12 protein-coding genes are annotated in these 12266 nt (G+C 69.7%); all 12 read left to right on the forward strand.

Annotated elements, in window-relative coordinates; translation table 11 throughout:
* The 12 genes from WT53_RS02310 to WT53_RS02365 all read left to right on the forward strand — a co-directional run bounded on the left by WT53_RS02310 (position 1) and on the right by WT53_RS02365 (position 11975).
* Complete coding sequence (locus WT53_RS02310) at positions 1-378, forward strand: response regulator (RefSeq protein ID WP_034209581.1); 378 nt, start codon at positions 1-3, stop codon at positions 376-378.
* A 33-nt stretch (positions 379-411) separates the two neighbouring features.
* Positions 412-2688: a chemotaxis protein CheA gene (gene cheA / locus WT53_RS02315; RefSeq protein ID WP_034209580.1), complete on the forward strand. Its 2277-nt coding sequence runs from the start codon at positions 412-414 to the stop codon at positions 2686-2688.
* 47 nt (positions 2689-2735) lie between these two features.
* Entirely contained in the window at positions 2736-3251 is a 516-nt protein-coding gene (gene cheW / locus WT53_RS02320) for a chemotaxis protein CheW (RefSeq protein WP_034209579.1), read from the forward strand.
* Between the two features lie 37 nt (positions 3252-3288).
* The gene (locus WT53_RS02325) at positions 3289-5247 is read left to right on the forward strand and encodes a methyl-accepting chemotaxis protein (RefSeq protein ID WP_034209578.1); all 1959 of its coding nucleotides are present in this window, start codon (positions 3289-3291) and stop codon (positions 5245-5247) included.
* 3 nt (positions 5248-5250) lie between these two features.
* Positions 5251-6237, forward strand: a complete 987-nt coding sequence (locus tag WT53_RS02330) for a CheR family methyltransferase (RefSeq protein ID WP_034209577.1) — start codon at positions 5251-5253, stop codon at positions 6235-6237.
* Entirely contained in the window at positions 6234-7007 is a 774-nt protein-coding gene (gene cheD, locus WT53_RS02335) for a chemoreceptor glutamine deamidase CheD (RefSeq protein WP_034209576.1), read from the forward strand. Before WT53_RS02330 ends, cheD begins: the two co-directional genes overlap by 4 nt.
* Entirely contained in the window at positions 7004-8095 is a 1092-nt protein-coding gene (locus tag WT53_RS02340) for a chemotaxis response regulator protein-glutamate methylesterase (RefSeq protein WP_034209575.1), read from the forward strand. The genes cheD and WT53_RS02340 overlap by 4 nt, the downstream gene beginning before the upstream one ends.
* 67 nt (positions 8096-8162) lie before the next feature.
* Positions 8163-8558 (forward strand): chemotaxis response regulator CheY, encoded by a 396-nt coding sequence (gene cheY, locus WT53_RS02345; protein ID WP_006754880.1) that lies wholly within the window; start codon positions 8163-8165, stop codon positions 8556-8558.
* Position 8559: 1 nt separating this feature from the next.
* Positions 8560-9291 (forward strand): protein phosphatase CheZ, encoded by a 732-nt coding sequence (gene cheZ, locus WT53_RS02350; RefSeq protein WP_034209574.1) that lies wholly within the window; start codon positions 8560-8562, stop codon positions 9289-9291.
* Between the two features lie 258 nt (positions 9292-9549).
* Complete coding sequence (locus WT53_RS02355) at positions 9550-10053, forward strand: DUF2844 domain-containing protein (protein WP_034209573.1); 504 nt, start codon at positions 9550-9552, stop codon at positions 10051-10053.
* 16 nt (positions 10054-10069) lie between these two features.
* Complete coding sequence (locus WT53_RS02360; protein ID WP_034209572.1) at positions 10070-11305, forward strand: DUF3443 family protein; 1236 nt, start codon at positions 10070-10072, stop codon at positions 11303-11305.
* A 163-nt stretch (positions 11306-11468) separates the two neighbouring features.
* Complete coding sequence (locus WT53_RS02365) at positions 11469-11975, forward strand: VOC family protein (protein WP_034209571.1); 507 nt, start codon at positions 11469-11471, stop codon at positions 11973-11975.
* The last annotated feature ends 291 nt before the right edge of the window (positions 11976-12266 follow it).

Below are 12266 nucleotides of genomic sequence, written 5' to 3' on the forward strand. Positions count from 1 at the left end.
ATGATCCGAACCATTCTCGCCATCGACGACTCCGCGACCATGCGTGCGCTGCTGCAGGCCACGCTTGCGCAGGCCGGCTACGACGTGACGGTGGCGCCGGACGGCGAAGCCGGCTTCGACATGGCGGCGACGGCGCCGTACGACCTGGTCCTGACCGACCAGAACATGCCGCGCAAGAGCGGGCTCGAGGTGATCGCCGCGCTGCGCAAGCTGAGCGCGTACGCGGACACGCCGATCCTCGTGCTGACGACCGAGGGCAGCGACGCGTTCAAGGACGCCGCACGCGACGCGGGCGCGACCGGCTGGATCGAAAAGCCGATCGACCCGGGCGTGCTGGTCGATCTGGTCGCCACGCTGTCCGAGCCGGCTGCCTCCTGACATGAACGCGACGAATTCAACCGGTGACCGGGCATGACTCTCGACATCACTCAGTTCTACCAGACCTTTTTCGACGAAGCGGACGAGCTGCTCGCGCAGATGGAGCAGCTGCTGCTGAATCTCGACGTCGATTCGCCCGATCCCGAGGATCTGGCGGCGATCTTCCGCGCCGCGCATTCGATCAAGGGCGGCGCGGCGACGTTCGGCTTTTCCGCGCTGACCGATACGACGCACATCCTCGAATCGCTGCTCGACCGCGCGCGCAACCATGAGCTGACGCTGACCAAGGACATGGTCGACGCGTTCCTCGAGACCAAGGACGTGCTGTCCGACCAGCTCGTCGACTACCGCGCGAGCGCCGAACCGGACGCGGCGGCCGCCGCGGCGATCTGCGCGAAGCTCGAGCGGCTGCAGGCCGAAAGCGGGGCGGGTGCGCCCGCTGCCGCAGCCGAGCCCGCGCCGGCCGCCCCGGTTGCCGCAGCCGTGGCGCCGGCGGCCGCACCCGCCGCAGCGCCGGCCGCCGGCGGCGACCGCGCGCCCGACCATGTGGTCGAGCAGGCCGTCGCGGCCGCGCATCCGGCGGCCGACGCCGGCGCCGGCGGCCCGCACCTGAAGATCACGCTGGTCGGCGTCGACGCGAAGGACCAGGCGCTGCTCACCGAAGAACTCGGCAACCTCGGCCGGATCGTCGGTCGCGAGGAAGCGGGCGCCGACCTGTCGCTGTGGGTCGAATCGGACGTGCCGTCCGACGATATCGTCGCGGTGTGCTGTTTCGTGATCGACGAAAGCCAGATCCGCGTCGCGCACGGCACGGCGCCGGCCGCGCAGTCGGCACCGGCCGTCGCGCAGGACGCCGCCGAAGCGGTCGAAGCGGCCCCCGCCGCGCAGCCCGCGCGCGTCGAGGTATTCGCGCCGCAGGCTGCCGCACCGCAGCCGGCCGCGCCGGCGCCGGCCGAGCCGCCCGCGGTCGCGGCGCAACCGCAGCCGCAGCCGCAGCCGCAGCCGCAACAGCACGCTCAACCGCAACCGGCCGACCACGCGGCGCCGGCCGCCGCGCACCACGACGACAAGCGCGCCCGCCCGGCCGCCGCGGCCGCGGCCGGCGCCGAAGGCAGCTCGATTCGCGTCGGCGTCGAGAAGGTCGATCAACTGATCAACCTCGTCGGCGAACTGGTGATCACGCAGGCGATGCTGGCCGAGACGGCGAGCGCGTTCGATCCGGCGCTGCACGACCGCCTGTTCAACGGGATGGCGCAGCTCGAGCGCAACGCGCGCGACCTGCAGGAAGCGGTGATGTCGATCCGCATGATGCCGATGGACTACGTGTTCAGTCGCTTCCCGCGGCTCGTGCGCGACCTCGCCGGCAAGCTCGGCAAGCAGGTCGAACTGGTCACGTTCGGCCAGGCGACCGAGCTCGACAAGAGCCTGATCGAACGGATCATCGACCCGCTCACGCACCTGGTGCGCAACAGCCTCGACCACGGCATCGAAACCGTCGACAGGCGCGTCGCCGCCGGCAAGGACGCGGTCGGCCAGCTCGTGCTGTCGGCCGCGCATCACGGCGGCAACATCGTGATCGAGGTGAGCGACGACGGCGCGGGCCTGAACCGCGAGCGGATCCTCGCGAAGGCCGCGAAGCAGGGCATGCAGATCTCCGAGAACATCAGCGACGACGAAGTGTGGCAACTGATCTTCGCGCCGGGCTTCTCGACCGCCGAGACGGTGACCGACGTGTCGGGCCGCGGCGTCGGGATGGACGTGGTGAAGCGCAACATCCAGTCGATGGGCGGCCACGTCGAGATCTCGTCGCAGGCCGGCCGCGGCACGACCACGCGGATCGTGCTGCCGCTCACGCTCGCGATCCTCGACGGGATGTCGGTGAAGGTCGGCAGCGAGATCTTCATCCTGCCGCTGAACTTCGTGATGGAGTCGCTGCAGCCGTCGAACGACGACATCTACACGGTCGGCAACGGCGAGCGCGTGGTGCGCGTGCGCGGCGAATACCTGCCGCTGGTCGCGCTGCACGAGGTGTTCTCGGTCGACGACGCGCGCACCGACCCGACGCAGGGGATCGTCACGATCATGGAAACCGAGGGGCGTCGCTTCGCGATGCTGATCGACGAGCTGGTCGGCCAGCAGCAGGTAGTCGTGAAGAACCTCGAAACCAACTACCGCAAGGTGCACGGCATCTCGGCGGCGACCATCCTCGGCGACGGCAGCGTCGCACTGATCGTCGACGTCGCGGCGCTGAACCGCGAAACCCGTGCGACGCACGGCGCCCGTGCCGGCGCCGAGCTCGCGATGTTCTGATTCTCGCCATCAACCGATTGGGGGCAAACGTGTCTGCTGAAGTCCAAATGATCAATCCGGCCGCGGCGAACGCGGCAACCAATCGCCGCGACGCGGAACACGGCGACGCGACGGGCCAGGAATTCCTCGTGTTCACGCTCGGTGACGAGGAATACGGGATCGACATCCTGAAAGTGCAGGAAATCCGCGGCTACGACAGCGTCACGCGCATCGCGAACGCGCCCGAGTTCATCAAGGGCGTGATCAACCTGCGCGGGATCATCGTGCCGATCGTCGACATGCGGATCAAGTTCCACCTGGGCCGCGTCGAGTACGACCACCAGACCGTCGTGATCATCCTGAACGTGTCGAACCGCGTGGTCGGGATGGTCGTCGACGGCGTGTCGGACGTGCTGACGCTGCAGACCGACCAGATCATGCCGGCGCCGGAGTTCGGCGCGACGCTGACGACCGAGTACCTGACGGGCCTCGGCACGGTCGACGGCCGGATGCTGATCCTGATGGACATCGAGAAGCTGATGTCGAGCCGGGAAATGGCGTTGATCGAGACGCTCGGCGGGTAAGCGCGCCGCGCGCGCAGCAATTTCGGGAGAATCTGCAATGTTGCATAACTGGTCGATCCGCACGACGCTCACGGCGGTCGGACTCATCCTCGTGTGCCTGACCGCCGCGGTCGGCGGGCTCGGCCTCTACGCGCTGAATCACGCGAGCCGCTCGCTCGACGAGATCGCGCACGTCGACCTGCCGGCGATCCATACGCTCGACGACACGGCCGCGCACCTGCTGCGCTCGCGCGTGGCGCTCGACCGCTTCCGTACGCTGACCGAAGCCGGCAATGCGGCCGAGGCCGCGAAGGTGCTCGAGCGCGCGCAGGCGCTGTATGCGAAGTCGAACCAGAACTGGCAGGCATTCCAGTCGACGCCGAAGCCCGGTATCGAGCAGGCGCTCGTCGACGAGCTCACCGCACGGTATACGACGATCGTGAAGGAAGGCGTCGAGCCCGAATTCGCCGCGGCGCGCGCGGGCGACATGGGGGCGTATCACGCGATCGCCGACACGAAGATCAGCCCGATGTTCGTCGCGTTCGACCAGACGGCGGCGGCCGTGATCGCGGCGCTGCAGAAGCGCGCGGAAGAACGTCAGGCCGAGACGCAGTCGCAGATCTCGATGATGATCGCGCTGATCGCGGCCGGCATCGCGATCGCGTTCGTCGTCGTGATCGCGATCCGCTTCGCGCTGCGCGGGCTGATCGTCAAGCCGCTGGAAGACGCGATCGCGCACTTCGAGCGCATCGCCGGCGGCGATCTCACGCAGCCGGTGAGCGTGTTCAGCACCAACGAGATCGGCCGCCTGTTCGGCGGTATCAAGCGGATGCAGGACGCCGTCACGACGATGGTGCAGGCCGTGCATCGCGGCACCGAGTCGATCGACGTCGGCGCGCGCGAGATCGCGACCGGCAACACCGACCTGTCGCAGCGCACCGAGGAGCAGGCCGCATCGCTGCAGGAAACCGCGTCGAGCATGGAGCAACTGACGGGCACCGTGCGACAGAACGCGGAAAACGCGCGGCAGGCGAGCCAGCTCGCGGTGAATGCGTCGGACATCGCGATGCAGGGCGGCGAGGTGGTCGGCCAGGTCGTGTCGACGATGCAGGACATCGCGGCGAGCTCGGGCAAGGTCGTCGACATCATCGGCACGATCGAAGGCATCGCGTTCCAGACCAACATCCTCGCGCTGAACGCGGCCGTCGAAGCGGCGCGCGCCGGCGAGCAGGGCCGCGGCTTCGCGGTGGTCGCGGGCGAGGTGCGCTCGCTCGCGCAGCGCAGCGCGAGCGCCGCGAAGGAAATCAAGCAGTTGATCGGCGATTCGGCCGAGAAGGTCGACAGCGGCTCGGCGCTCGTCGCGCGCGCCGGTTCGACGATGGACGAGATCGTGCAGGCCGTGCGCCGCGTGACCGACATCATGGGCGAGATCAGCGCCGCGTCCGACGAGCAGTCGACCGGCATCGAGCAGGTCAATCGCGCGGTCGGCCAGATGGATGCGGTCACGCAGCAGAACGCGGCGCTCGTCGAGCAGGCGGCCGCCGCGGCCGCGTCGCTCGAGGAGCAGACGCGCCAGATGAAGGCGATCGTGTCGGGCTGGCGCGTCGCGGGCGGCATCGCGCTCGCGCCGGCGCGCGGCGTCGCGCGGCCGGTCGCGCACGAACCGGCCGCGCTGCCGTCGGAATCGCGCGGCCACGCACCGGTCGCCGCGCTGCCGGCGCCGCAGGCGGCGACCCAGCCGGCGGCGCGCCGCGCCGCGCCGGCGTCGCGTGCGGCTGCCGCAGTCGCCGCCCCCGAACCGAAGCGCGAGGCCGATGCCGCCGCGCGTACGCAGAAGGACGCAGCGGCTTCCCGCGGCGCCGCTGCGGCGGGCGGTTACGGCCCGCGTCTCGCGAAGACGGCTGCACCGGCGGACAAGCCGGCCGCGAAACCCGCGCTCGTGCGCCCGGCGCTGAACGGCGAGAAGCCGGCGCTGGCGGCCGCCGGCGCGTCCGACGACGACTGGGAGACCTTCTAAACCATGTCGCACGCGCGCGCGCCGTTTCGACCCGATGCACCGGATGCCTCGCCTCGCGCGGGCGAGCCGGGGCGCGACTTCGCGTTCACCGGCGCGGATTTCGCCCGGATCCGCGCGCTGATCCACCAACGCGCGGGCATCTCGCTGTCCGAGCACAAGCGCGACATGGCCTACAGCCGTCTCGCGCGACGGCTGCGGGCGCGCGGCCTCGACACGTTTCGCGACTACCTCGACCTGCTCGAGCAGGAAGACGATCCGCTCGAGTGGGAAGCGTTCACCAACGCGCTGACGACCAACCTGACCGCGTTTTTCCGCGAGGCGCACCATTTCCCGATCCTGTCCGAGTTCGTGAAAGCGCGGCCGGCGCCGGTATCGGTCTGGTGCTCGGCGGCGTCGACCGGCGAGGAGCCGTACTCGATCGCGATCACGCTGATCGAGGCGCTCGGCGAAACGGCTGCGCGCAGCGCGTCGATCCTCGCGACCGATCTCGACACGCAGGTGCTCGCGAAGGCCGAAGCCGGCATCTACACGTACGACCAGGTCAAGCACCTGTCGCCGGAGCGGCTGAAGCGCTTCTTCCTGAAGGGCACGGGCGCGCAGGCCGGCCGCGTGAAGGTGCGTCCCGAGCTGCGCGCGATGATCCGCTTCGAACAGTTGAACCTGACCGATGCGGACTACGGGATCGCGAAGCCGTTCGACGCGATCTTCTGCCGCAACGTGATGATCTATTTCGACAAGCCGACGCAGGGGCAGGTGCTGTCGCGCTTCGAGCCGCTCGTGAAGCCCGGCGGGTTGCTGTTCGCCGGCCATTCGGAGAACTTCACGTACGTGACGCAGGCGTTCCGGCTGCGCGGGCAGACGGTGTACGAACTGACGCGCGACGCCGCGCAGGGCGCACGGCCGCGCGGCGCGCCGGCGAGCGCGGCGAGCGCGACGCCGTCGCGCGCGCGGGCCGCGGGCGGTGTGCTCGCCTATGGAGAGCGCGGATGAGCGCACTGCCGATCGCGACCAATCGCTACTTCGACAACCACTTCGAGCGCCCCGGCGTGAAGCTGTTGCCGAACGAGTTCTACACGACGGCCGAGGACATGGTGCTGATGACCGTGCTCGGCTCGTGCGTCGCCGCGTGCCTGCACGACCCGTACGCGGGTATCGGCGGGATGAACCACTTCATGCTGCCGGACGACGGCGCCGATCCGGGCGCGGCCGCGTCGGAATCGATGCGCTACGGCGCGTATGCGATGGAAGTGCTGATCAACGAGCTGATCAAGGCCGGCGGGCGCCGCGAGCGCATCGAGGCGAAGGTGTTCGGCGGCGCGGCCGTGCTGGCCGGGATGACGACGATCAACATCGGCGATCGCAACGCGGATTTCGTGCGCCGCTACCTCGCGCTCGAGCGCATCCGCATCACCGCGGAAGACCTGCAGGGCGTGCATCCGCGTAAGGTCGCGTTCATGCCGCACAGCGGGCGCGCGATGGTGAAGAAGCTGCGGCTGCAGGTGCCGGGCGTGACCGAGCGCGAAGCCGCGCTCGCGCGCGAGGCCGATCGCGCCCGCACCGCGCGCACGCGTGCGCACGTCGAGCTGTTCGCCGCGAAGCGGCCTGCGCCACCGCAACCGGCGCGCCCGCGCATCGAGCTGTTCGGCGCGCGCGGCGCCGCACCGGCCGGCAGCGGCGGCGGCGCGCGGACGGCGAACCCGCATGCCGGGAGCCCGGGCGCCCCGTACGCGGCGACCCTATCAAGAAAGCAGGAGGCATGACCGCAGTGCAGAAGATCAAAGTGTTGTGCGTCGACGATTCGGCGCTGATCCGCAGCCTGATGACCGAGATCATCAACAGCCAGCCCGACATGACGGTGTGCGCGACCGCGCCCGATCCGCTCGTCGCGCGCGAGCTCATCAAGCAGCACAACCCGGACGTGCTCACGCTCGACGTCGAAATGCCGCGCATGGACGGGCTCGACTTCCTCGAGAAGCTGATGCGCCTGCGGCCGATGCCGGTCGTGATGGTGTCGTCGCTGACCGAGCGCGGCTCGGAAATCACGCTGCGCGCGCTCGAACTCGGCGCGGTGGATTTCGTCACGAAGCCGCGCGTCGGGATTCGCGACGGGATGCTCGACTACGCGGAAAAGCTCGCCGACAAGATCCGCGCGGCGTCGCGCGCGCGCGTGCGCCAGGCGCCGCAGCCGCAGGCCGCCGCCCGCACGGCGGACAGCGCCGCGGCCGCGCCGATGATCAACAACCCGCTCGTCAGTACCGAGAAGCTGATCATCATCGGCGCGTCGACGGGCGGCACCGAGGCGATCCGCGAAGTGCTGACGCCGCTGCCGCCCGACGCACCGGCCGTGCTGATCGCGCAGCACATGCCGCCGGGCTTCACGAAGTCGTTCGCGCAGCGGCTGAACGGCCTGTGCCGGATCGCGGTGAAGGAAGCCGAGCACGGCGAGCGCGTGCTGCCCGGCCATGCCTACATCGCGCCGGGCCACGCGCACCTGTTGCTCGCGAGAAGCGGCGCGAACTATATTGCGCAGCTGTCGGACGAGCCGCCGGTGAACCGGCACCGCCCGTCGGTCGACGTGCTGTTCCGCTCGGCGGCGACGCACGCGGGCAAGAACGCGATCGGCGTGATCCTTACCGGGATGGGCCGCGACGGCGCGGCCGGCCTGCTGGAAATGAAACGCGCGGGCGCTCACACGTTCGCGCAGGACGAAGCGAGCTGCATCGTGTTCGGGATGCCGCGCGAGGCGATCGCGCTCGGCGGCGCGGACGAGGTCGCGCCGCTCGCCGACATGAGCCGCCGCGTGATGGCGCGCCTGGCGACGATGGGCGACCGCGTGCAGCGCGTGTGAAGGGAATGTCACGGGGCGCGTGCCACGATACGCGTCCCGACGGAAACGAATCTGGAAAGGAACGACGATGGACAAGAGCATGAAAATCCTGGTGGTGGACGATTTCCCGACGATGCGCCGGATCGTCCGCAACCTGCTCAAGGAACTGGGCTACACGAACGTCGACGAAGCCGAGGACGGCGCGGCCGGCCTCGCGCGGCTGCGCGGCGGCGGCTTCGACTTCGTGATCTCCGACTGGAACATGCCGAACCTCGACGGCCTCGCGATGCTGAAGGAAATCCGCGCCGACGCGACGCTCACGCACCTGCCGGTGCTGATGGTCACGGCCGAGTCGAAGAAGGAGAACATCATCGCGGCCGCGCAGGCCGGCGCGAGCGGCTACGTCGTGAAACCGTTCACGGCCGCGACGCTCGACGAGAAGCTGAACAAGATCATCGACAAGATGGCGAAAGCCGGGAGCTGACGTGAACGAGCCGATCCATGCGGCGCTCGCCGGCGCGGGGTTCAGCGCCGACAGCCATCCAGAAGGCGCCGACTTCCCGAGCGACCGCATTCTCGCGCGCATCGGCCAGGTCACGCGCACGCTGCGCGATTCGATGCGCGAGCTCGGGCTCGACAAGCACGTCGAGCGCGCGGCGGAAGCCGTGCCCGATGCGCGCGACCGGCTGCGCTACGTCGCGACGATGACCGAGCAGGCCGCGGTGCGCGTGCTGAATGCGATCGAGATCGCGAAGCCGATGCAGGAGCGCGTGCAGAACGAGGCCGAGGCGCTTGACGCACGCTGGGCGCAGTGGTACGCCGCACCGATCGAGCACGCGGAAGTGCGCGAGCTGATGGACGATACGCGCGCGTTCCTGCGCACGTTGCCCGAGTCGACGTCGGCGACCCGCGCGCAACTGCTCGAGATCATGCTCGCGCAGGATTTCCAGGATCTGACCGGGCAGGTGATCAAGAAGATCATGGACATGGTCTACCTGATCGAGCAGCAGCTCCTCACCGTGCTCGTCGAGAACATCGCGCCGGAGCGGCGCGAGCAGTTCGCGGCCACCGCGGCCGCGCTCGCGGCCGAGCAGATGAGCGCGACCGGCAGCCCCGAATCGCTGCTGAACGGCCCGCAGATCGCGCCGGAAGGCAAATCCGACGTCGTCCAGGACCAGGGGCAGGTCGACGACCTGCTCGCGAGCCTCGGTTTCTGATCCTGCCGCGGCGCATCCGCGTGCCCCGTTCCGCGGGCCGCCCGATGCGTGCATTCCCCGTCCCCGCCTCGTTTTTCCGTGCGCGCCGCCCCTGCGCGGCGCGGCGTGATCCTGCGTCGAATTGACACTTGGCCACCCTCCGCAGGCATACTACGCGTCAGCAGCAACGTAGCGTCATCCGTAAGATTCATAAGTTGGCAGGCGGCGTGGGCCGATGGCGGCGCCGTCGGCAACGAAGCCAGTCCCGTGGGGGGGAACGTGAAGCTGAAACGCTTGGGCTGGACCGTCGCGCATGCGACGGCTGCAATGGGTGTGCTGTGGGCCGTCCACGCACACGCGGAACTGGGCGGCGCGCCGATGTCGCCGCCGGCGGACGATCAGGCCGCCACCGTGCGTGCGCTGCAGCGCGCGATGCGCTCGGCGGACGGCGTGCAGACGAGCACGGCCGCTTATACCGTCCGTGAGATCACGCTCGGATCGGGCACCGTCATTCACGAATACACGTCGGCCGCCGGCAGCGTGTTCGGCCTCGCGTGGCGCGGGCCGACGATGCCGGATCTCGCGTCGCTGCTCGGCAGCTATTTCCCGCAGTACACCGCCGGCGTCGAGGCCGCGCATCGGGCGCGCGGCTGGCGCGCGCCGGTGGCCGTCGAGACGAGCGGCCTCGTGATCCGGACGGGCGGCCACATGGGCGCCTTCTCCGGCCAGGCATGGCTGCCGTCGGCGCTGCCGGCCGGCGTGGCCGGCACCGATATCCAGTGACAGCGGGAGAGCGATCTTGAGCATTCCTCGTACATTCAAGCGCTGGCTCGGCGTGCTGGGCCTCCTGGCCGCGACGGCCGTGCTCGTGACGGCATGCGGCGGCGGCGATGGCGGCGGCGGTTCGGCCAACAACGGCAACACCGGCGGCAATGGCTCGGGCGGGTCCGACGGCAACAGCGGCAACACGGCCGTCATCACGGTCGGCGCGGGCGCCGCGAACGTGATCAACATCCCGACCATCAGCGTGAAGGTCTGCGTGCCGGGCACGTCGAACTGCCAGATCGTCAACAACGTGCTCGTCGATACCGCGTCCTACGGGCTGCGGCTCGTCGGCAGCGCGGTAGCGGGCGTCCACGACAGCCTGCCGCAGGTGACGAGCGGCGGCGCGCCGGTCGCCGAATGCGGCAAGTTCGTGTCGAGCTACACGTGGGGGTCGGTGCGCACCGTCGACCTGTCGATCGGCGCCGAGCAGGCGAGCTCGCTGCCCGTGCAGATCATCGGCGACCTCGGCACGACGAACGTGCCGAGCTCGTGCACGAACGGCGGCGCGTCGGCCAACTCGACCGGCGCGCTCGGCGCGAACGGGATCCTCGGCATCGGGCCGGCGCCGTACGACTGCGGCACGACCTGCGCGACGTCGACGTCGACGAGCAACAACTACTACGCGTGCCCGAACGGCGACAACGCGAGCTGCACGGTCGCGCTCGTGCCGCTCGCGCAGCAGGTGGCCAACCCGGTGCATCGGTTCGCGAACAACGACGGCGTGAGCGTGCAGATGCCCGACATCTCGCCCAGCGGGCAGGCGAGCGCGACCGGCACGCTGACGTTCGGCCTGCCGAACCTGAGCGGCAAGACGGTGATGACGTCGACCACGACCGGCGACGTCAGCGCGACGTTCCAGGGGCGCAACGTGACCGCGTTCTTCGATACGGGCTCGAACGCGTATTTCTTCAACGATTCGGCGCAAACGGTCTGTTCGAGGAATACGGAGTTCTACTGCCCGTCGGCCACGACCGCCTATTCGGCCACGCTGAGCGGCCAGAACGGCGCGTCGGGCACCGTGTCGATGACGGTCGCGAACGCGGATTCGCTGTTCTCGAACCCGTCGACGTTCGCGTTCAACGACATCGCGGGCCCGTTCGGCTCGTCCAACTGGCTCGACATCGGCATGCCGCACTTCTACGGCAAGACGATCTACTTCGGGATGGACAAGACCGCGAGCGGCGGCGCGCAGCCGTTCGTCGCGTTCTGACGCGGCACGGCCGGACGCAGGAACGAGGGGGCGAGCGATCGCCCCCTTTTTTATTCCGGCGTGCCGGGCGGGCGCTACGAACCGGATCGCTGCCAGGCGCCGGCATAGCGCCTACGATGTAAGACCGGCACCGGTGCCGGCACGACATCGAGGAGACAACGCCATGAACTCGCGTATCCAGCGCATCACGCCGTTCCTGTGGTTCGACCGCGACGCCGAGGCGGCGGCCGGTTTCTACGTATCGGTGTTCGACAACGCGCGCATCGTGCACGTCGCGCGCTACGGCAAGGCCGGCGCGCACGCGTCCGGCAACGCCGAGGGCGCGGTGATGACCGTGGCGTTCGAGCTCGACGGGCAGGCGTTCGTCGCGCTGAACGGCGGCCCCGCGTTCCAGATGACGCCGGCCGTGTCGTTCGTCGTCAACTGCCGCGACCAGGACGAGATCGACCATTACTGGACGCGCCTGTCCGAAGGCGGCGACGAGCGCGCGCAGCAATGCGGCTGGCTGCGCGACCGCTTCGGCGTATCGTGGCAGGTCGTGCCCGTGCAGATGGCCGAACTGATGACGGGCGACCCGGCCCGCGCCGAGCGCGTGATGGCGCAGGTGATGACGATGAAGAAGCTCGATCTCGATGCGCTGCAGCGGGCGGCGGCAGGCGAATCCGCTTAGGTCGCCGAGGTCTTGCAGGTCGTTCGGGCCGGCGGCCGCTGGCCTGTCGCGACGCGCGGGGCCCGACTCCGGACTCCCGACGCCCGAGACCCGAGACCCGAGACCCGAGACCCGAGACCCGAGACCCGAGACCCGAGACCCCGGCCCCATTTCGTCCGGCCACGTTTCCCCCGTCTTTCCCGCCCGTCGTTTCACCGTTCCCCCCTCGCATTACGCCGCAGCCGCTCCGCTTGCGACCACCGCGTCGCCATACGCCCGCCGGACCGTTTTCCGCCGCGCGTCGCATCGTTG

Source organism: Burkholderia sp. MSMB2157WGS (genome assembly GCF_001532755.1).
Taxonomy (GTDB): domain Bacteria; phylum Pseudomonadota; class Gammaproteobacteria; order Burkholderiales; family Burkholderiaceae; genus Burkholderia.